Consider the following 22,155-nt stretch of genomic DNA (forward strand, 5'->3'; position numbering starts at 1 on the left):
GGCCAACCTTTCGGTTTCCTCAACGATGCGTCACGCAGCAAGTCGCCCGGTGGCGAATTGCGGCAGGGCCTGCACCTGTTAACAAAAACTGGGCTTAAGAGGGAAAATTCAGTATCGTCCAGAGCCAACCATCGGCCGAGTGATCATTTGGCTCAGCATCGCCGTGAACGGGTATCAGTTCTTGATGGATGACGAGGAAACGAAATTGGGACCGCAGGCCGATCCTGCAAGTCAGGCCCGGGCGCTTGCGCAGGAACTGGCAAAGGAAAAGGCGCGGTTTGCTGCCACGTCCGAGATACTCAAGGTCATTGGACGGTCAAAAAACGACGTACAGCCGGTATTCGATACCATCGTAACCAGCGCGACAGAACTCTGCGGCGCGCGGTTTTCCATGCTGTGGCGATACGAAAACGGGATGGTCCACTATTGTGCCAGCCATGGGTTCCCGTCCTCGTACATGGCGGAATACCTCACCAATTTTCCGGCACCGCCGGATGAAAGTTCGGTCACCGTCCCGGCGATCCGCGATCGCCGGACGTTTCGCATGACGAATGCCCAATCCACCGACTATTGGGATCACCAGACCGCGCGCCGGTTCGGCTATGACGAATTGGTCGCGGTTCCAATTTTCAGCAATGATGAGGTTTGGGGCGTTCTGGCTTTGGGCTGGGCGAAAGGAAGCACAGCGCATCAAAGCGACATTGACCTGCTGGAGGCATTTGCCGATCAGGCGCGCATTGCGATTGAAAACGCCCGCCTGTTCGCAGACACACAGGAGGCGTTGCAACACCAGACGGCGACGTCCGAAGTGCTTGGTGTCATCTCGCGCTCTCCCGACGAACTGACGCCGGTTTTGAAATCAATCCTCGAAGTCGCGTCGGACATCTGCCAGCCGCAAACCGCATATGCGACACTTCTGGACCCCACGGACAACACGTTCCGCGTTGCGGCAACGCATGGCATGACGGCAGAATTTCGGACCTTCCTGTCGGACATCGCTTTTGAGGCGGAAGTCGGCAGTTGCACCGGCCGCACTGCGCTGTTGAAGAAGACGGTCTATATCGAAGACACCGAACTCGACGCGGAATTCGAATGGAGAGAGGCGGCCAAGCAAGGGAAATTCCGCTCGGCGCTTGGCGTGCCGCTGATAAACAAGGGAGTCGTCGTTGGTGTTATCACGCTGGGGCATACGAAGCCTGCGGCCTTTACCGAAAAACAGATTGCGCTGCTGGAAACCTTCGCGTCGCAGGCTGTCATAGCGATCAACAACACGCAGCTTTTCGAAGACGTGCAGACACGCACGGCAGAACTGGCCGAGGCGCTGGAATACCAGACCGCGACATCCGACGTGCTGAGCGTGATTTCCCGGTCGCCAAACGAAGTGCAGCCGGTGCTTGAGGAAATACTGAAAGTCTCGGTCCGGATCTGCCAACCCGAAGTTGCCTATGTTGCACTGCTGAACGAACAGACCGGCGTCTATGACATCGTAGCCACGCATAGCGTCAACGAGATGTTCGAAGAGATACTGGCGCAGCAGGTGTTTTCCCCGGGGCGCGAAACCGTGACCGGGCGTGTCGGGCTGACGGGAAAAACCACATATATCCCTGATATCGAGGCAGATCCCGATTACGGCTGGCACGAACAGGCCCGCAAAGGCGGGTTCCTTTCGGGTTTGGGGGTGCCGCTGAACAAGGACGGCAAAACCGTCGGTGTCATCACGCTGGCGCATGTCAAAAAGAATGCCTTCAACGCAAAACAGATCGCTCTGTTCGAAACCTTTGCCGCGCAGGCGATGATCGCGCTCAGCAATGCGCGGCTGTTCACCGCGCTGCAGGATCGAACCGCAGAAGTGACGCAGGCGCTGGAATACCAAACCGCCACATCCGAAGTGCTGGGCGTGATCTCAAGCTCTCCCAATGAGGTGCATCCGGTTCTGCGGATCATCCTTGAAGTGGCCGAACAGCTCTGTTCGCCGCAATACGGCTATATCGCCCTGTTGGATCGGGATATCGGCGCTTACCGGGTTGTCGAGTTTGTTGGCGTCGAAAGCGAATTCCGTACTTTCATGACCGACCATCCGGTGCGGCCGGTCAGCGGCAGCAGCACGGGGCGCGCCGCGCTGCTCAAGCAGACGGTCTACATTGAAGACACCGAAACAGATGACACCTATACGTGGAAAGAGGCCTCGCGTCGCGGCGGGTACCGTTCTACGCTGGCCGTTCCGCTGATCAAGGATGATGAGGCGGTCGGCGTCATCGCACTCGCGGACGAAAAGGTTTCGGCTTTCTCGCCCAGGCAGGTTTCACTGCTTGAGACATTTGCCTCGCAGGCGGTGATCGCGTTGAACAATGCGCAGCTGTTTTCAGACCTGCAGACCTCGCTCGTAAGACAGACCGCCAGCGCGGATATATTGCGGGTCATCAGCAGCGCGCAGGAGGATGCGAAACCGGTTTTCATGGCCATTGCCGAGGCGGGCATGAACCTTCTCGATTGCGATGGGGCCGCGGTTCTGATCCGCGACGGCGAGTATTTTTCGCCCGCTGCGGGAATGACGAAAGATGGCCCGATGGACACTCTGGATGCCCGGGCGGTACGTATCGACCCCACCCTGAACTATCCCAGTCAGGTCTTTGAAAGCGGCGAACTGGTTCACATCAAGGACTTTTCCAAAGAAGACCTGCCTTTGCACGAGGTTGAAACGGTCAGAAAATTCGGCGTCAATGAATGCCTCTACTTGCCGCTGATGCGGGAAAGATCGTGCATCGGCGTTTTGATTTTTGCGCGTAAAACCTCCCGGCGGGCCTTTGGTCCGGCGCAGATTGAACTGGGCGAAAGCTTTGCCGATCAGGCTGTCATCGCCATCCTGAACACCCGCATGTTCAATGACACGCAGGCGGCGCTGGCCCGACAGACCGCAAGCGCCAGCGTTCTTCGGGTCATCAGTGAATCCCCGACCGATACCAAACCCGTTTTCGACGAAATCGTGCGCCTCGCCACCTCTCTCATCTCATGTGATCTGTCGGTTATCATTGAAAGTGACGGAGACTGTTTCTGGCAGGTCGCCGTTGCAACGCCGGATGGGGTAGAAAAGGAAATCACGCAAACCCGGTATCCGATTGACCCGAACATGAACCTTCCGTCCCGTTCTTTCGTCGAAAAGTCTATTCTGCACATCCCGGACTGGTCGGCGGCCGACCTGCCGCCGCGAGACAGCGAAATACACACACGCCAGGGATTTCAGTCGTCGCTGATGGTGCCGTTATTGCGTGGCGATGAAGCCATCGGCGGTCTGGCCTTCATCCGAAAGGTTCAGCGTGCGTTTTCAGATGACGAAATCGCGGTGGCCGAGTCCTTTGCCGATCAGGCCGTGATCGCCATCGAAAACGTGCGCCTGTTTCAGGAAGCACAGGACGCCCGTGCCGCGGCAGAAAAAGCCAACGAAGCCAAAAGCGCCTTTCTGGCAACGATGAGCCACGAGATCCGCACCCCGATGAACGCGGTGATCGGGATGAGCGGTTTGTTGATGGACACCGAACTGGACGCTGAACAAGCTGATTACACCCGCACCATACGGGACAGCGGCGATGCGCTGTTGGCGATCATCAACGAAATCCTCGATTTCTCGAAAATCGAAGCGGGTCAGATGGATATCGAAGAACATCCCTTCGACCTGCGTGAATGTGTTGAATCCGCGCTGGAACTGATCAGCGCGCGCGCCGCGGAAAAGCAGTTGGATATCGCCTATGTCATGGAAGATGACGTACCGCCTGCAATCAGCGCCGATCTGACGCGGCTGCGTCAGATTCTGCTGAACCTGCTTTCAAACGCCGTCAAGTTCACGGATACCGGCGAGGTGGTCTTGTCAGTTGCGGCCACCCCGACGCCGGAAGGCGAAACCGATCTTCGGTTTGATGTGCGCGACACCGGGATCGGCCTGACGGATGAAGGCATGAGCCGCCTGTTTCAATCCTTCAGCCAGGCCGATTCCTCGACCACGCGGAAATATGGCGGCACCGGGCTGGGGCTGGCGATTTCGAAACGGCTGGCCGAGTTGATGGGCGGAACGATGTGGGCCACCAGCGCGGGCACCGGACAGGGGTCGGTCTTTCATTTCACCATCCGCACCAAAGCTGCCGAGATGCCCAAATCCGACGCGCGCAGTCTGCTGGGCGAACAATCGGAGCTGTCGGGCAAGCGCATTCTGATGGTGGACGACAACGACACCAACCGGAAAATTCTGTCGCTGCAATCGGAAAAATGGGGGACCCGAACGACTGCGGTCGCCTCGGCCGCAGAGGCGCTGAAAGTGCTGACATCAGATGCGCCCTTCGACCTTGCCATTCTGGACATGCACATGCCCGAAATGGATGGCATCGCGCTGGCCGGCAAAATCAGAAAATCGCATCCAGAGCTGCCGCTGGTCCTGTTCAGCAGTCTCGGCGTGCGGGATATCGCGGCCGAGCGCGGGATGTTTGATGCCTTCCTCGCCAAACCATTGCGCCAATCGAACCTGTTTGACACGCTGGTCTCGCTTCTTGCGCCCCAGGTTGAGCCTGAGCCGGGGATAAGGGAGGCGGCCAAACCGCAGGCCGATCCCGAACTGGCCAGGCGGCATCCGCTGCGGATATTGCTGGCCGAGGACAATCTGGTGAATCAGAAACTGGCCATACGCCTGCTGGAGCAAATGGGGTATCGCGCCGATCTGGCGAGCAACGGGATCGAGGCGTTGGAAAGCGTGGCGCGACAGACTTATGACGTGGTATTGATGGACGTTCAGATGCCCGAAATGGACGGGCTGGAGGCGTCGCGGCGGATCAACAGCGATTACCCGGAAGGCGACCGGCCACAGATCGTGGCAATGACTGCCAACGCCATGCAGGGCGACCGCGAGATGTGCCTTGAGGCTGGCATGGACGACTATATCGCCAAGCCGATCCGGGTTGCGGAACTGGTGGCGGCGCTGACACGGGTCACACAACGCGGCAGGGAAATCTCATGAGCGACAGTGCAATCGACCGTCAGGTACTTGACGAGCTGCGGGAAACGACGGGCCCCGAATTCACCACGGAACTGGTCAACACCTTCCTCGACGAAGCGCCCGGTATGATCGCCTCTCTCAAACAGGCCGCGGCGGCGGTGGATGCCGACGGGTTTCGCCGCGCGGCGCATTCGATCAAATCCAACGCGAATATCTTTGGCGCAACCGGTCTGGCCAGCCTGTCCCGGCAGATGGAACTGATGGATATCGGCCGTACCGAACCGGATTTCACCACGCTGGACGCGGAGTTTGCGCGCGCGGCAACGGCTTTGCGGGACGCTCTGGATGGCTGACCAGCAGGGGCATTTGCTGATTGTGGACGACAACAAGGTCAACCGCCTGTTACTGGCCCGCAATATCGAGCTGTTGGGCCACAGGGCATCCGCGGCAGAGAATGGCCGCATCGCGATGGACATGCTGACCGCCGACAGCTTTGATCTGGTCCTTCTGGATATCGAGATGCCCGAAATGGACGGGTTCGAAGTGCTGGAGGCGATCAAAGCCAATTCCGATCTGCGCGACGTGCCGGTCATCGTCACCTCGTCGGTCGAAGGTCTGGACAACGTTGTGCGCTGTATCGAACTGGGCGCCGAGGACTATCTGCCCAAGCCGGTCAACAAAGTGCTGCTGCGCGCGCGCCTGTCGTCGAGTCTGGAAAAAAAGCGATTGCGCGACGAACAAAAGCGCCTGCTGGAAAGGTTTGCGACCAACGAGGTTGCGCAGGACCTGCAGGAATCCGGTTTCGCGATCGGTGGACGACGGGTTTCCGCGTCGGTTTTGTTCTGCGATATCCGCGACTTCACGGCCCTGTCCGAAGACTTGCCGCCCGAAGCAACCATCGAGTTGCTGAACACCTATTACGCCCTGATGTTCGAGGCTGTCACCAGCAATGGCGGGATTGTCAGCCTGATGATCGGCGACGGGCTGATGGCACTCTTTGGCGCGCCGCAACCGCTTGAGAACTCAGCGCATTCTGCGGTGTCCGCGGCGCAGGAGATGCTGAGCATGATGGATGTTCTGAACGCGGACCGGGCGGCCGAGGGCGCACCGGAGATACGGCTGGGCATCGGCATCGCCACCGGGGATGTTGTCGCCGGATATGCCGGAACGGATGAACGCGCGACCTATACCTGCATCGGCAACACAGTGAACTTGGCCGCCCGGCTTGAGGCGCACACTCGTGTTTCGGCGCGGCAAATTCTGTTCGACGACCGGACCAGAGCCTGTCTGGGCGATGTTTCCAATGTGGAACGGATACCGCGGGTGGAATTCAAGGGGTTCTCCGAGGCGCTGGATATCTATGCTTTGTGAGCGATCCGCCGGGCGTCGGGCAAGTCGGACCTGACCAATCGCACGGTATAGCCTGCATGCGGTCTGGATTGCTGGTTTGAAGTGGCGAGGACTACGCCGCGTCAGATACAGCCCCTGCCAGACACCGCCGCGCGTCCGCCATCAGGCGATCCAGGATTTCGCCCGCGGGCGGTATCGAATTGATCAGCCCGATGCCTTCGCCGGCAAATGCGGTTGCAATTTCCGGGTCGCCCCTGTCCTGAGCCGCCATCCATTTCGCGGCTTCCGCGTTCGCCGTCAGCTTCAAAGCCTCTTCCGATCCGTGCCATTTCCGGACAAACGGATTGCGCAGAACGCGGCCATTGTACCGGCTTGGCCAGTCAAACCCCCGAACCACATCCACCACCCGCGTGCGGACCGTGTCGTCCCCCGTCGCTGCCAGCGCGCGATCAAGCATGCGCGGATGCACCAGCGCCTCGCGGGATGCCCAGAACCGCGTACCGATCACCGCACCGTCGGCCCCAAGCATCAAGGCCGCCGCCAGACCGCGCCCGTCGGTGATTCCACCGGCAGCACAAAGCAAGGCGGCCCTGTTCTGGCGCGCGATCTCGTCCGCGATCTCGGGCACCAGTGCAAAGGTGCCCCGCGCCTCGCCATGGCCGCCGGCGTCCGCGCCCTGGGCGACAATGATATCGGCACCGCAGTCCAGCGCATGTCGCGCATCGCGCAGGGTCTGGATCTGGCAGATCAGCAATACGCCGGCCTTGCGGATCGCGGGCGCAAATGGCGCCGGGTCACCAAAGGACAGGAACACCGCCACGGGATCGCGGGCCAGTACCTGATCAAGAAGATGCGGCTGTTCGGCCAGTTTCCAGGTGATCAGACCACAGCCCACGCGCGCGCCACCCGCAATCCGGAACTGCTGATCAATCCACGGAGCATCGCCATAAGCCCCTCCGATCATGCCCAGCCCGCCAGCGCCTGAGACGGCGCTGGCAAGCGCGCCGCCCGCGGCAAAGGCCATCGGTGCCTGGATCACCGGACAGGTGATCCCGAGCGCCTCGGTCAGCCGGGTCTTCATCGGACCTGCTTCCGGTACTCCTGCACCGGCAGCCCGCCAACACCCCAGTCCTCAAGCGCGACCTCGTTGATCACCACAAAGGTCGTCGCCGGGTTCTTGCCCAGCACGTCTTGCAACAGCTCGGTGACCCCGGTGATCAGCTGTGCCTTCTGGTCCGCGCTCGGGCCGGTGCCATCGGGACCGCCTTCGCGGGTTACTTTGATATTCACATACGGCATCGGTCAGTCCTTTCGCGGAACATAGGAAAACACTTTCGCAACGATGCGCCATTCGGCACCGTGTCGGACAAGGGTCAGCAGGTCATGGAAGTCGCGCCCCATCATGGTCATCCGGGCACTGACCCGGGCCAGCCGGTCGCTGACAAAGGCAATCTCCAGAACCTCTTCCTCGCGCGGGTCACCACGTCTGGCCGGGGGCTCCCGCTTGTCCACGCGGCCCATATAGGTTTCAAGGTCCAGATACAGTTCATCGCCTTCAGTGGCGCAGACATAGGCCAGATTCGGGTGAAAGACGCGGCGCAGCATGGCGCTGTCGGCCTGATGGAGGCCTTCGAAATAGGCCTCCATTAGTTCACCGACCTTTTTGTGGTCGGCGGGCGTCATTGGATCAGCCCCTCGGCGCGCATCGCGGCCTGTGCAGACGGACGGGCGGCGCAGCGGCTTACAAATGCCGCCAGACGGGGCCAGCGGGTCAGGTCGATGCCGGTGAAATTCGCCCAGTTCGAAACCACGAACAGATAGGCATCCGCCACCGAAAACCGGTCGGCAACCAGCCATTCGCGGCCGTCTTCAAGCTGCGCCTCGATCAGGTCGAACTTGCCGGCAACCGCCGTCCGCGCGTCCTGTTTCCCGGTCTCGGTCGTGCCCTCGCGGAACAGCGGGCCAAAAGCTTTGTGCAACTCGGTTCCGATCCAGTTGAGCTGTTCCTGCATCCGGGCCCGGGCCAAGGTACCGGTGGCGGGGGCAAGCCCCGCTTCGGGATGGCTGTCGGCAATAAACTGAAGAACGGCGGCCCCTTCGGTCAGAACGCCCCCGTCGTCCAACTGCAGGGCCGGGACATAACCCTTGGGGTTGATCGCGCAGAAGTCCGCACCGCTTTCGGTCCGGCCGGCGGCGGTGTCAACTGCTTCGATTTCAAACGGATAGCCGGTTTCCTGCAGGGCAATATGGCTGGCCAACGGGCAGGCGCCGGGTTTGTAGTAGAGTTTCATGACAGTCTCCTGTGTTGAGCAACACCCCCTGACTAGCCGTAGATTTGATTGATTGATAATATTGAGTTATCAAGATTATGATTAGAAAAACTAATCATGTGGTGAATCATGAAACACGATCAGCTTGTCGCCCTTGAGGCGATCGTTTCAACAGGAACCTTCCGCGGTGCGGCGGAACGGCTGCATAAATCCCAATCGGCCATCAGCCACACGATCCGCCAGTTGGAAGAAGAGCTGGAACTGGAACTGCTCAGCCGTGAGGCATACCGCCCCGCGCTCACCCCGGCTGGTGAAATCTTCTATCGCGAGGCCTCGCGGGTGCTGCGGCAAATGCAGGGGCTGCGCACCACCGCGGCCCGCCTGCGCGCCCGGGAAGAGCCCGAGTTGAACATTGCCGTCAGCGCAACGCTGGATCTGGACAATCTGCTGCCGGCGCTGGCCGAGACCGGCCGCCGCCACCCGGCCACCCATCTTCGGCTGCGGATGGAGATGATGGGTGGACCGATTGCCCGGCTGATGGAGGGTAAGGCCGATATCGCGCTGGCCTCGCTGGACGGGGTGCCCCTGGACGAGGTCGAGGCCGAACCGGTTGCCGAGGTGACGATCCGGCCCGTGGCCAGCCCCGATCTGAACCTGCCGTCCGGTGCCCGCGCGCTGTCAGCAACCGAAATGCAAAGCCATGTGCAGGTGGTGACCGCTGGCACCGGCGGGTCTGCCCACGAACAGAGCCGCGACCTGTTGCCCGGTGGCCTGAAATGGACCGTCTCCGACTTCTCGGCCAAGAAAAAGGTGATCCTGGCCGGTCTCGGCTGGGGCGGCCTGCCCGACCACATGACAGCCGAGGAGCGGCGGGTTGGTGACCTGCTTTCGCTGAACCTGGAAAGATTCCCGATCCGCCGGACGGTGATTTTCAAAATGAGGCGCAGAGACCAGCCGGCCGGCGTGGTTGCCAGCGAGTTGTGGGACAGGATCGGAATCGCTGAACCGGCTTAACGCCGGGCAAATCCCGCTGGGCTTACTTGGTGGTTCGGTCCCCGCTGAACCCCACCGGGTCGATGACAATAACGATGCTGAAGTTGCTTGGTCTCAGCCCAAGCGAGGCGCACAGCCTGTCCGATGGTATGTTTCCCTTACGAATACCCGTGGAAAACACGCGCGTGCCCAGAGCGTCAGCGGCATGAACGATCGAATGCGCCGCCATCATTCGGGCTATGCCCTGCCCTTTCCGGTCATCGCGTGTCGCAAGCTGCCCCCATTGCGCCATGGCATGGTCCGGATGATCCCTGTGCCGGGCCAGCGCTGCGCAGGCCGAGGCTGCCGGGCGGCCATTGCGATCCAGCGCGACCATGCCAAATCCCGGGCGGCTGATCCCGCGCAGAACTGGCCCCGCCGACGGCAAAACACCTTGCGACAAAGCGACCTCGGCCAACGCATCAACCCAGCCCTTCGGCGCATTTTCGTCAATGATGCAAAGTTCCAGATCGTCCGGCAGTCGCCGCGCCGCCAGCAGCGCACGCGCGCCTTCGATCACCGCCTCATCACCCATGTAATTCGCATAAAGATCGGTTTTGAACCCGAGAGCCTCAACCGCACCGACAAATTCCTGCACATTTTCATTGGGGATCATTTCGCACCCGCTTGCGCCAATGATGCGCGCGATGGCGGTCGTCAATTCGACCATTTCCGAACCGGCCCTGTAGTCGGCGAGCTGCACCCCACGGCCATGAGAGCAAAACCGCGGGTCGTCGCCCAGCAAGGACATCAGCGCTTCGCCACGCATCTGCATGGATTTCTGATCGGGAGTGCCAAAAACCTCAATCGTCATAAGTTATCACCTCAAAAAAACACGGCGATACCCTACCAATTCTCAACAAATTGTCAGCATCGGCCTTGTGCGCCCGGCCAGGTCCCTTGGCGGCTGGATCAGGCTGTGGCTGATCCTTGGTGCAGAAGAAACGGCCGGAAAATTCGCTGTTCGGTCTTCACGGGCCAAACCGAAATCTTCGCAGCGGAAATTCAGCCTGAGCATGAGACCCCAGTGGGTTGTCTTTTGAAGAGGTATAAGCCAATTCCAATAGCCCGATTAAACATTCGAAAAATTGAAAGTGAAATAAATACTGTCCAAACAAATTCGACAAAACGCCTCATGCGCCCTATTTAACAAATTTAAGAAACAATTAACTGGAATTGGCTTGGGATGTTTTACACTCTTTCAGGGATTCGCATACTCATTGCTTTGACTATGCGGGCAATAAACGCCCGGATTTAAAGAAGACGATTTTCATTGATGAACCGATAATCTGTATGGAAAAAATCGAAATCAGCCGGACAGAGATCTTTGTCGTTGTCAGCGCCATGCTTGCAATGGTCGCGGCCCGGTTGATCATGGTCGCAACGGGCTTCGACCCCGCATACGATCAATCGATGCTCTTGTCGAATTTTCCGTTGGATCACCCGTCTGAAATACTCCAACCGCTGCCCTATTTCGAACAGGCGACAACGCTCGGGCACGGCCTCATCATGGACTTTCTGTCTCGGCATTTTGGGCCTTATGGAATGGAGCGCATCTACGCAATACGAACCGTCTCGGCCCTTGTTTTCAGCGCTTCGCTCTTTTGGCTGTATTTTCTGCTGCGCACCCGGTTTTCGTCGTCAGAGGCCCTGCTTTCGGTCGCATTGATCGGCTGCTCGCCAACAGCGCTGACATTTGCAGTGAATACCAAGCATTACTCGTTTGAGTTTGCTGCAACCGTTTTGCTGCTTGGCGCAACACTTCACTATCTCAACCACCCCGGTTTTTGGCGGGCTGTTCTGGTCGTGATCGCGGGCGCGATTGTCGCACTATTTGCCTTTGTCGCGCCGGTCATTTTTGCCACCCTTGGAATTGCAACCCTGATCGCCCAGGTCGTCGAGGCACGGCAGCGGCAAGTTCCAACGGCGCATTTCCGGCGCGGTATTGCGGTGACGATTGCCATGGGTGTGGCGCTGGTGCTGATCGCGTCAGGGTTTTATTTCGGTTACTCGAATATCGTTGCCACTTTTGACAGAACAGCATTTGCCTATCGGGATGCCGAGAAGTTCATTGAAATTAATGACCTGCTGTCGCATCAATCGCTTCGAAACGCATTAAACTATTCTACCTATTTCTATAAACTGACCGAGGTTGGATTCCAGGAATACGAAACGAAGCTGCGCCTGTCCCGTATGTTAATGGGCGCCAGCGCGCTGCTGTTCTTCCTGATCGGAGCGATTTCTCTCTGGCGGCGATCGCCCTTTTGGGTAAGCGCAGCATTGGCGGTGCCCGTCATTACAATCGCACTTAATCTTGCGCAGATTTTTCCGTTTTCGGGCGTCCGCCAGCACTTGTTTGCGGCACCATTGATTGTTCCTTTGATTGCCGTTGGAATTGTCCGTTCCGCCCGAATGATCGCGGGCTGGCTCGGGACCCCGCGTTTTGCAAACGGCGTTGTTTACCTGCTGGTTGCAACAACCATCACGCTGTCCGGCGTTGGCGCGTTACGGTCAAACAACACCATCTCGGGTCTTATGGATGACATGGAGGCCTCTGGCGCCCCCGTTTGGGCCTATTACGGCGCTCAGCCGATACTTCGCACCCTCCAAAGCGGATGGATGGAAGAAGAGGGACCGCAAGTCGAGGGCTTGCTGTCCCATCATTCCAGCAACAATCGGTGGGTGTCCCAGGCTCGTCTTGGTGATGATACGAGCATTTTGATGGACTACTACATCGAATCCGCAAAAAGCATCTCGCGCCAGGACAGCTTATGGCTTGTGTTCGCGGGATGGTTTTTTGACGTTGTCGAAACCGAGGGGCTTGAGATGTTTTTGCATCATGCCCGCGGTTCGGATCGCGATTGCGCCATATGGCGAAACCGAAGACCGATGCTCGTCGCGTTTTGCGGACCGGTTGACAAGGTGGATTCTGCACGTGACAGAATTCCCGGCGATCTAAGCGCCGAATGGGCGGTGTCGATAGAGTCAGGTGAGTGGCTTGAATACGTGAAAGGCGAAACCGGCAAGGCGTTGCGCGACGGCGGCCAGACACCAAGAATTGCCACCGATTTCCTCCCGGAACACTGAAACCGTTTCCGCTTTTCCAACTCTTCGGTTCCGGGGAATTGCGATCACCGATGCACCCTGTAGTTCATAGTATGCCGGAAGGTTTCGGCAGACCGGTTGATTTTCCTTGCCGGGCTATTTTACCTTGTTGCGGCAGACGGCCATTCCCGCGCCGTGTTCCTGATCCAGATTGCGAAGAAGGTTGTGGAACCCACGTTCGCCACCACGATTATTGCCGATATTTCGGACAGCACTCCGTTCTATGAGGAAATGGGGGACGATCAGGCACAAAAGCTGGTGCAGTTTGAAATCGACCGGTTGAGGGAAGTTCTGCTCAGGTTCGGCGGTATCCCCGTGGGGCAAAAGGGCGACGACGTCCTGAGCTATTTCAACGATCAGGAAGCCGCAATTCAAGCGGCTCTGGAAATGGTCAGCAAACCTCCGGGTACGTTGTTGTCGGTTCATGCCGGGGTGCATCATGGGCCGATTGTCGTGGCCGATACTGGCATCTTCGGCGAAACGGTCAATCTGACTGCCCGGTTGGCCGCTGCCGCCAACCCGGGCGAGGCCTGCGTCAGTGACAGTGTCGCGACACGGCTGAGCGGCGCGACCAGGCAGTTTCTGACACCGATTGGACCGTTGCGCCTGAAAGGGGTCAGCGACCCTGTGATGGTACATTCGCTTGTGGCCCCCTCGGACGGTCTGAGCACCGTGATGCATGTGCCCGCCTACCCAGTCGGCGGTGACGGGCAGGCGCCGCAGAACGAGAGTTTTGCGCTTGTCCTCTACCACGACGACCGGTCCTGGCGGTGTCGCGAAGGTGACGAATTAAAGATTGGCCGGTCCAGCCAGTGCGACGTGGTTCTGCCACAGCCTTGGGTCTCGCGTCTGCACGCGGTTCTCAGCATGAAGAACGGAAAACTCATGCTGACTGACCGAAGTTCATCCGGAACCTACGTACAGTTTGAAAATGCACGGGAAATTCAGTTGAAACGCGAAGCGGTCATGTTGGCGGACAGCGGTCTGATTTCCCTGGCGCTTCCGGTTCTGCACGCCGATGCCCGCCCGTTGGAATTCGAAGTCGTCCGGCGATAACCTCTTTCCTGCGTGAATTTCGGCGATCTGTGGCGAAAGTCTCAGAACGGCACCTGCAATTCGTGTTAGAATCAGCGTGACATGCGGTTTTCAACTACCTTCAGGAGGGAAAGATGTCATCGAATTCTTCTGGAAACCCGGTGCGCCGGGGCAGTTTCGTCCTTGCCGTCGCGGCCTTGCTGGGCGGGGCGCAGGCTGCGGCCCAGTCAACCATGCCCAACGCCTGCCCGGTGGATGGATGCGAGGTGCTCATCGTGTCGGTCGAAAAAAACGGCGATGAATTGACCATCACCTACGAAGCGAACTTCACGCCCGATGTGTCAAAGAACCATTTTCATGCCTGGTGGGGCGAAAGCTATTCGGTCGAACAGGTCGGCAGGAATGCCCAGAGCGAGTTCAACGTCGAGCAGGGCCGCTGGCACCGGCACGACGAATTCCCCACCTATGTCACGAAAGAGGCCGCTTCGACCTCGGCACGGGATGGCGCGACGACAATGTGTGTCACGGCCGCAGATCGGGATCACAACATTCTGGATGCAACCAAGTACCATTGCGTGGACGTGCAGGAGCATTTTTAAAGTAGCGGATGCGTCATGAGTTTCCCCGCTTTTATAGGCCGGTACGCCGTAGAAAGGGAAATCGCGAGTGGCGGCTTTGCGGCCGTGGTCCTTGCGCGGGATGAAGAACTGGACGTACCCGTAACGCTCAAGATCCTGCACGCCAATCTGGCCGCCAACGACAAGGTCATCACGCATTTCCTTGACGAGGCGCGCCTGCTGCGGCGCATCCGGTCGCCGCGGGTGGTGTCCGTGCATGATGTGGGACGTCTGGAAGACGGGCGGCCTTATTTCGTGATGGATTATGCCGACCGAGGCACGCTGGCCGAACGCCTTAAACTTCTTGAACCGGCGGCGCTGGCGCGCCGCGACGGTGTGGGCACTCTGATCGACGCGCTGTCGGACGGGCTGGCCGCGGTGCATGAGGCAAATGTCGTGCATCGTGACGTCAAGCCCGCAAATGTTCTGTTGCAACGTATCAAGCGCAAGGGCAGCGAATCCACGGCGCCCTTTGGCGCGCTGATCGAAGCGGATGAACGGGTCTTTCTGGCGGATCTGGGGATCGCCAAGGATCTGGCGATTGGTGTGACCGGGGCGACCATGATGGCCGGAACACCGCTGTATCAGGCACCGGAACAGGTTGAAAACGGCCACCCGGTCACCCCGACAACCGACATCTATTCGGCCACTGCGTTGATGTGGCACGTATTGACCGGCAAGGCACCGCCGCCGTTTCACCGCGTGTCCGAATTTCTGCCCGGCCTGCCCGAGATGTGGCGCGACTGTATCGAGCACGGCATGGCGATGGACCCCGACGCCCGGTTTCCGGATATGGTGTCCTGGCGCGGCGCGATGAACGAAGCGCTGGACCGCGACCTGCGCGAAGCCGCGTCCGAAGCCGCAACGCAGATTTCCGAAGGCCGTGTGGAATGCCCCTATAAAGGGCTGGCCGCCTTTCAGTCCGAGGATGCGAGCTATTTCTTCGGGCGTGAAGACCTGATCGAAGAGCTTGTCCACCGGCTTCATCAAAGCCGCATTCTGGTTCTGGGCGGCTCCTCGGGCAGCGGAAAATCGTCCGTTCTGCGCGCCGGGTTGCTGCCTGCGGTGGCGGCAAACGCAATTGCCGGCAGCGAAAGCTGGCGGGCCTGTGTTTTCACACCCGGCCGCGATCCGATGACGGATCTGTATTTCCAGCTGATCGGGGACAATTCAAACCTTACGGCTCAGATTTCGCTTGATGATTTCATCGCGTATCCAAGTGCGGCGCGTCGGCTTGCCGCCGCCAACGAAGGCGAGCTGCTGATTTGCATCGACCAGTTCGAAGAGCTGTTCACCCTTGTCACGCAAGAACGCCGGACCAAGTTCATCGAGGCCCTTTCTTCGATGACCGACCCTGCGGATAGCCGCGTTCGGATCGTCCTGACGATCCGGGCCGATTTCTACGCATCCTGCGCCGAAATTCCGTGGCTGGCGGACCGGATTTCCGAAAACCAGCTGCTGGTCGGGCCGATGACGCGCCCCGAACTTCGCCGTGCGATCAGCGAACCTGCGCGGGCCGCAGGGCTGCATATGGACAGGTCGCTGATCGACGCCATCGTCGACGAAGCCGGAAAAGAGGCGGGTTCGCTGCCTTTGGTCGCGCATTCGCTGTACGAAACCTGGATCCGGCGCAAGGGCGCCGTGATGTCGCTGGACGGGTACCGGCAGGCCGGCGGCGTGGCCGGGGCTATAAGCCAGACGGCGGAAACGCTGTTTTCGAACAGTTTTGACGACAAGCAGCAGGAGGCGACCCGGCGCCTGTTTCTGCGGCTGGTCACACCCGGGGAGGGTACGCCAGATACCCGCCGGTTGCTACCCATTGATGAGGTTGAACAGGACGCCGACCCGGATACCACACGGCGCGTTGTCGAGGCGCTGACGGATGCGCGGCTTTTGACCCTGGACGAGAAAACCGTGCAGATCGCACATGAGGCCCTGCTGCGCACCTGGCCAAGGCTGAATTCCTGGATCGAAGACAGCCGCGACGATCTGCGCATGCGTCAGCGAATTCAGCATGACGCCGCCGAATGGGAAAGCGACAACCGTGAAAACGACCTGCTGTATCGCGGCACACGGTTGCTGACCGCTCAGGAATGGGCGGCGAAACACCAAAATGTATTGGGTCGGCTGGAACGGGAGTTTCTGGAAACGGCACGCGAAGCACGCGAACGGGCGCTGAAGGCATCCGTTTTGCGCAAGCGACGCCTACGGCGCTATTACCAGGTTGCCGCCGGGGCGCTGGCCGCTCTGGCCATTGGGGCGACCGTTGCCTCAGTTCTGGCGATCCGGGCCTTTAACCTGGCCGAGAGCAATCGCAGGATCGCCGATGCCGCCACCGCCGAAGCGAATGAGCGGTTCGCCCGCGCGCTTGGAGCCGCGGCAAATGGCCTGTCCCAGTCTGACCCCCTGCTTGCCCTGTCGCTAAGCGCCGAGGCTATCACCCGCGCCACTTCGGCCGGATCCACATCCGAGGCGCGCTCCGCAATGCTCATGGCGCGTCAGCAACTGAACAAACCCGGCCTGATCCCGTTGGGCAGTCCGCTGACGGTCGGAGACGCGCAGGCGATGGCGCTCGACGCGCCGGGGCTGCGGGTCGCCACCGGGCTGCGCGACGGCCGGATTGTGATTCACAGCACCAAACCGGATGAGGGCGTGCTGGCCGAACTGGTCGGACATTCCGGCGGGATTCGGGACCTTGCATTCTCGCCCGACGGTGACCTGTTGGCCTCGGCCGCAACGGATGGCGACGTCCGGTTGTGGGATGTAGGCCCCGCGCGAACCGGTCCGATCACCACGTTGTTTTCCGGCGATGACGTGGCTTTTGGCGTCGCGTTCGATTCCACCGGACGACGTGTCGCGTCGGCCACCGGGGACGGGACCGTGCGCCTCTGGGATGTGTCAAACGGACGGCAGATCGGCGATGCGCTTGCGGAAATGCCGCTTGGCTTCAAGCGGGTGGCGTTTTCCCCAATCCTGGAAGGTCTGGTGGCCGGAAATGTCGACGGCACCATATTTGGCTGGCTGGACAGCAACGCGAAACCGGCATTCCCGGCAATTCCCGGCGGACCTCTGGGTCCGGACCCGGACCACCTGTCGTTCAGCAGCGACGGCAGTTCCTTTGCGGTGTCTCATACCAATGGCAAGGTCACGACCATTGGATTTCCGGAAGGCGCCCCGATCGTGGACCGCTTTGCCAGTTCCAGCGCGGTTCTGGCCGCCACATTTGCCGGGCCTGACAATGTGCTTGTTGGGGCAACGGCTGACGGAACCCTTGTTCTGGAAGACGCCAACCTGTCGCCCGTCGGTACGGTGGTGCAGGCCCACAGCCAAAGCATCCTGGATATCGGTGCAGCCAGCGAAGTACCCGTATTGGCGACGCTTGGCCGCGATCAGCAAGTCCGGCTCTGGCAACTCGCGACCGCCACCCGCCCCGGTGAATCGCTGAACCTTGAGGACGGCGTAAAGGCGTTGGGGGTCGCCTACAGCCCGGACGGAGAGACGATCGCCATCGGCGACAGCGACGGCAATGTCTGGATCTGGGATGTGGATTCGGCCATGAAACCGATGTTGTTGCGCGGGCACCAAAGTCAGGTCTGGGCCGTCGCGTTTTCGCAGGACGGTCGCCTTCTTGTGACCGGTGACCGGGAAGGCAACGTCCGGATCTGGGACGCGTCCTCGATGCAGGTGAGGGACCAGCTGAGCGTGGGTCAGACACCGGTCTGGCATGTTGTGCCCACAACCTCATCCGTGTTTTTCGTGGCCACAGGGAACGGGGTCCACCGGATCGATTCCGATGATTCCGCCGTCGTTCAGACCTTTGAGCCGGACGGCGCGGCCATGAACCGCGCGGCGGTTTCTCCGGACGGTACTAGGCTTGCGGCGGCCTCGGCCGATGGGAAGGTCTATGTCTGGACCATCGCGGACGGCCAGCTTGAGACGGTAATCGAAGCTGACGACAATACCCTTTGGAGCGTGGCGTTTTCCACCGACAATATGCGCCTTGCATCCGCGTCGAGCGATGAGGTGGTGAAAATCTGGAACCTGGATAACGGCGAGGAACTGGCCTCCTATGGCGGTCACAGGGGCGGTGCCACCGATCTTGCCTTTCTGGCGGATGAGGCGACGCTGATCGCCATCGACCGGCTGGGGGAACTGCATTGGTGGGATATCGCCGCGAACCGCAGGCTCATGCCGGTTCAAAGGGTGCATACGGCCCCAAGCTGGCGCATCGCGCTTGCCCCGGACGGTCAGTCTTTTGCGACGACAAGCGAAGAGGGTGTCACGCGGATTTGGAACGGTCTCAGCCTGGACATCGCATGTTCTTTGGGCGGTCCAACTTTCGATGAAGGCCGCAGGATTCAGTATCTGGGCAGCGAAGAAGCCACAACCAGCTGCAGCGTGATGGGAAACTGAGGAATCTGGCCCGATACCAGTTTCAAATGTGCTGGCCTGGCCCAAACCCGGAATCGTTCGTTTGCCATCCAAGACCGCCCTTTCAGCCCGTGGCTTATGCTATGATAAGCGGCGGAGTTGATCGCCTAGTAAGGAATGCGCTCGATGCGACACCCAATTTCCATTGTCTCTGTGATGACGTTTTGCGCTCTGTTCCACACCGCATCAAACGCCGGAGAAGTGTCCGACGCCGCGCGCGCCGGAGATATCGAGACGCTGGTCGCGCTGCTGGACAACGGCGCCCCCGTTGACGAACCCGGTGTCGCCCATCCGCTTCACTTTGCGATTATGTCAGGGCACACGGATGCTGCGGGGCTGCTGCTTGACCGCGGGGCGGATCCAAACGCGGATTCTGCGCTTGGTACACCCATGATGGTGGCGGCAAGTCGAAATCGGGCAGAGTTGATAACGATGCTGCTTGCCCATAACGCAGACCCAAACCTTCCGGGCGGGCGCGAAAAACGCACCCCGCTGCATTCGGCGGCGTTTTCCGGAGCAGTGGATGCGATCCGGATCCTTCTTGATAGTGGCGCAGATCCGCTGGCCCGCACGAAATTCAACGATCCGCCCCTGCATCTGGCCCTTCAAAAGAACCAAAACGAAGCCGCAGACGTGTTGAAGCCTGTTACAGTCTGGACACCGCCACAACCGCCAACCGATGCTGACATTTCCGCGGCGGATAAAGAAGCTGGACGGGCCGCCGCCGAAATTTGCACCATCTGCCATCCCGTCACGGTCGGCGAGACGGCCAAGGGGCCTTCGTTATGGCAGATCGTGGGAAGACCCGTGGCGGCAATCGAAGGATTTCCCTACTCCAAGGCAATGCGCGCGGAAGGCGGCAATTGGGATATCCCCAGGCTGGATGCGTTTCTTGCAGACCCAAAGATGGCAATGCCAGGCAATATGATGGCGGCCACGAACGATCGGATTGACGTGGCGGATCGGGATACACGCTGGGCCCTGATTTCCTACCTGACGACGCTCAGGTGACGGCTGGCTGGCTCCTGTCCAGCCGGAAACGCGATCCCCGTCAGTTTCGTCGCGCTGGGCGGTCAGGTACGGGCGCGAGCAACCGCCTCTTGAACCTCTGGAGTGCCTTTGAGCGTTTCGGCCAGAGACGGCAGACATGTGTGAGACGTGATCCGGGGGATCAACTGTTTGGATATGGATGCAGGTCGTGGCGTCATAGGCCCTAGCTGGGCGCTGCAAAGCTGCTATATTTCCTCAATCCAAAAGGGAAAGCTGCTATACAATCCAAAAAACCAAAAAGGGGAAGCAGCTAAATAATCCCCCGAACCAACAGGGACAGAACCACATGAACAATCGTTTGCGCCAAATCACCATCGTCGGCGGCGGCACGGCGGGTTGGATGACCGCGCTGATCCTGGACACCGTGTTTTCCCGCACGTCAGCGCCCAAGGATAGCCCCCGCATCTGCCTGATCGAAAGTCCCAATATCGCCACTGTGGGCGTGGGCGAGGCCACGGTGCCGCGCATGCCAAGCACGATCCGTCAGGCGGGCATTTCTGAACGGGATTTTTTTCGCGAAACCAACGCGTCTTTCAAGCTGGGTGTTAAGTTCTGCAACTGGAACAAGGACGCCAAGGGTAATCGCATCGACTATGTGAACCCCTTTGCGCATGGTCAGATGATCTATGGGTTGGAGGCTGCCGAGTATTTCCTGCGCTTTGGCAATGGGGATCGGGATTTTACGCAATCCATCTCGCCGCATGATGATCTGGGCCGCCTGTGCAAAGGCGCGCGACAGCTGGGTCAGCCCGAATTCGAGCAGCGGTTTGGCTATGCCTATCATCTGGACGCCGTGAAGTTCGCAGGCATGCTCACCAAGGTCTGCACCAAGCGCGGAGTGGAGCATATCCAGGATGAGGTGCAAGCGGTTGAGCTGGATGAACAAGGCAACGTCAGCCATCTGATGCTGGAGCGCAAGGGCCGTCATGACGTCGAAATGGTCGTCGATTGCACCGGGTTTCGAGGATTGATCATCAATCAGGCCCTTGGCGAGCCGTTTATGGATTATTCGGACTATCTGCCTAACGACCGCGCCATGGCCTTGCAGATCGAACATCCCAACCCGGACAAGATCGAAAGCCTCACACGGTCGACCGCGCTTGGTGCCGGTTGGACATGGCGGGTGCCGCTCTACAACCGTGTTGGCACGGGCTATGTGTATTCGTCGGCGCATCGTACGGATGATCAGGCGGCGGATGAATATCTTGAATGGCTTGGTGACAGTGGCAAAGGCGCGACGCCGCGCGTAATCCCGATGCGCATCGGGCGCGTCCGCAATGCCTGGGTCAAGAACTGCTTGGCGATCGGCCTGTCGGGCGGGTTCATTGAACCATTGGAGAGCACCGCGATCCATATGGTCGATCACGCGGTGCGGTGGTTCGCGGAACATTTGCCCACGCGGGACATCGAGCCGGCGCTGCGGACAAGATATAACCGGCAGATGAACAAACTCTATGACGAGGTGCTGGAATTCATCTGCCTGCACTATCGGTTGGGCAACCGAACCGATGACCAGTATTGGATCGACGCGCGCACCGAGATGAAGTTGCCGGACAGGCTGGCCGAGAACCTGGAATTGTGGCAGCACCGCCTGCCGATGGACCACGATGTCGAGTTTGCCACGCTATTTGACAGCCGGGTTTACCAGACGGTGCTTTTGGGCAAACAGGTCTATGATACGGGCTACGGCACAGGCATCCGCGATCGCCTGCGACCGTTGAAGAAACCGATCTGGTTCCAGGGCATGAAGCGCGCCAAGGCGGACCTTGCGCAAATAATCAAAACGATGCCGGACCACAAAACCCTGCTGCGCGATATCCGGGGTGAACTTGAGAAACCGACCTTTGGCATGGCAGCGGCAATGAAGCCGACAGTGTCCATGCCGGGCGAGGCACCGGCGCCGGTTGCGATCCAAAACATGCCAAATTTCGCCGAAATCCAAAGCGGCGCGAAAGATTTGCAGCTGTTCTAGAAACCCATTGCGCCCGGCGCAGTGTATCCTTCCCTGACAGGATAGGGCGCAGAACGCAACATCTCTGCATTCTGGGTCACTGTCAGGGTGCCGAGGTGGATTTGGTAACGCGTGCCGCCAACACTTGGTGAGGGAAGTCGTTGGCTTGCCCTACTGCGCTTCAGGTTATGAGCCTGACGCGGTTTGACCGTGCAGCGAACAGTCCGGTGGACTGTTTGTAGATCGAACGGGCTGTACTGAGATTTTCTGACGCTGGTTGCGGGAGCAGGATTTGAACCTGCGACCTTCAGGTTATGAGCCTGACGAGCTACCGGG

Annotated in this window: 15 protein-coding genes; 10 read left to right on the forward strand and 5 right to left on the reverse strand. The window is 59.6% G+C overall.

Annotated elements, in window-relative coordinates:
* Positions 1-139: 139 nt before the first annotated feature.
* The 3 genes from ACR0D8_RS20400 to ACR0D8_RS20410 are packed head-to-tail and all read left to right on the forward strand — an operon-like array spanning position 140 to position 6,349.
* Positions 140-4,999, forward strand: coding sequence for a GAF domain-containing protein (locus tag ACR0D8_RS20400; RefSeq protein WP_480649316.1), 4,860 nt, complete (start codon positions 140-142; stop codon positions 4,997-4,999).
* Positions 4,996-5,331: an Hpt domain-containing protein gene (locus ACR0D8_RS20405; RefSeq protein ID WP_480649318.1), complete on the forward strand. Its 336-nt coding sequence runs from the start codon at positions 4,996-4,998 to the stop codon at positions 5,329-5,331. The genes ACR0D8_RS20400 and ACR0D8_RS20405 overlap by 4 nt, the downstream gene beginning before the upstream one ends.
* Positions 5,324-6,349 carry an adenylate/guanylate cyclase domain-containing protein gene (locus tag ACR0D8_RS20410; protein ID WP_480649320.1) on the forward strand — a complete coding sequence of 342 codons (1,026 nt, stop codon included), beginning with the start codon at positions 5,324-5,326 and terminating at the stop codon, positions 6,347-6,349. Before ACR0D8_RS20405 ends, ACR0D8_RS20410 begins: the two co-directional genes overlap by 8 nt.
* A 91-nt stretch (positions 6,350-6,440) precedes the next feature.
* Here ACR0D8_RS20410 and ACR0D8_RS20415 read toward each other — a convergent pair whose 3' ends face one another.
* From ACR0D8_RS20415 to gstA, 4 genes are read right to left on the reverse strand one after another with little or no spacing between them, the layout of a single operon-like run.
* Entirely contained in the window at positions 6,441-7,409 is a 969-nt protein-coding gene (locus ACR0D8_RS20415; protein WP_480649322.1) for an NAD(P)H-dependent flavin oxidoreductase, read from the reverse strand.
* Entirely contained in the window at positions 7,406-7,627 is a 222-nt protein-coding gene (locus ACR0D8_RS20420; RefSeq protein ID WP_475155719.1) for a tautomerase family protein, read from the reverse strand. The genes ACR0D8_RS20415 and ACR0D8_RS20420 overlap by 4 nt, the downstream gene beginning before the upstream one ends.
* Before the next feature lie 3 nt (positions 7,628-7,630).
* Positions 7,631-8,011, reverse strand: coding sequence for a nuclear transport factor 2 family protein (locus ACR0D8_RS20425; RefSeq protein ID WP_480649324.1), 381 nt, complete (start codon positions 8,009-8,011; stop codon positions 7,631-7,633).
* Positions 8,008-8,619: a glutathione transferase GstA gene (gene gstA / locus ACR0D8_RS20430; protein ID WP_480649325.1), complete on the reverse strand. Its 612-nt coding sequence runs from the start codon at positions 8,617-8,619 to the stop codon at positions 8,008-8,010. Before gstA ends, ACR0D8_RS20425 begins: the two co-directional genes overlap by 4 nt.
* Before the next feature lie 108 nt (positions 8,620-8,727).
* On the opposite strand from gstA, the gene ACR0D8_RS20435 reads away from it, so the two are divergent.
* On the forward strand, positions 8,728-9,612 hold the full coding sequence (locus ACR0D8_RS20435; RefSeq protein ID WP_480649327.1) for a LysR family transcriptional regulator: 885 nt from the start codon (positions 8,728-8,730) through the stop codon (positions 9,610-9,612).
* Between the two features lie 22 nt (positions 9,613-9,634).
* Here ACR0D8_RS20435 and ACR0D8_RS20440 read toward each other — a convergent pair whose 3' ends face one another.
* Positions 9,635-10,444 (reverse strand): GNAT family N-acetyltransferase, encoded by an 810-nt coding sequence (locus ACR0D8_RS20440; protein ID WP_480649329.1) that lies wholly within the window; start codon positions 10,442-10,444, stop codon positions 9,635-9,637.
* Positions 10,445-10,923: 479 nt separating this feature from the next.
* Here ACR0D8_RS20440 and ACR0D8_RS20445 point away from each other — a divergent pair, with 479 nt between their 5' ends.
* The 6 genes from ACR0D8_RS20445 (at position 10,924) to ACR0D8_RS20470 (ending at position 21,840) form a co-directional block, all read left to right on the forward strand.
* Entirely contained in the window at positions 10,924-12,717 is a 1,794-nt protein-coding gene (locus tag ACR0D8_RS20445; RefSeq protein WP_480649331.1) for a hypothetical protein, read from the forward strand.
* Positions 12,718-12,813: 96 nt separating this feature from the next.
* A complete protein-coding gene (locus tag ACR0D8_RS20450; RefSeq protein ID WP_480649333.1) occupies positions 12,814-13,791 on the forward strand; it encodes an adenylate/guanylate cyclase domain-containing protein in 978 nt (325 codons plus the stop codon).
* 113 nt (positions 13,792-13,904) lie between these two features.
* Positions 13,905-14,369 carry a hypothetical protein gene (locus ACR0D8_RS20455; protein ID WP_480649335.1) on the forward strand — a complete coding sequence of 155 codons (465 nt, stop codon included), beginning with the start codon at positions 13,905-13,907 and terminating at the stop codon, positions 14,367-14,369.
* A gap of 15 nt (positions 14,370-14,384) precedes the next feature.
* Complete coding sequence (locus tag ACR0D8_RS20460) at positions 14,385-18,800, forward strand: serine/threonine-protein kinase (protein WP_480649337.1); 4,416 nt, start codon at positions 14,385-14,387, stop codon at positions 18,798-18,800.
* A gap of 144 nt (positions 18,801-18,944) precedes the next feature.
* Entirely contained in the window at positions 18,945-19,829 is an 885-nt protein-coding gene (locus tag ACR0D8_RS20465; protein WP_480649339.1) for an ankyrin repeat domain-containing protein, read from the forward strand.
* Between the two features lie 325 nt (positions 19,830-20,154).
* The gene (locus ACR0D8_RS20470) at positions 20,155-21,840 is read left to right on the forward strand and encodes a tryptophan halogenase family protein (protein WP_480649341.1); all 1,686 of its coding nucleotides are present in this window, start codon (positions 20,155-20,157) and stop codon (positions 21,838-21,840) included.
* The last annotated feature ends 315 nt before the right edge of the window (positions 21,841-22,155 follow it).

This window comes from Ruegeria sp. BG10, assembly GCF_056538575.1.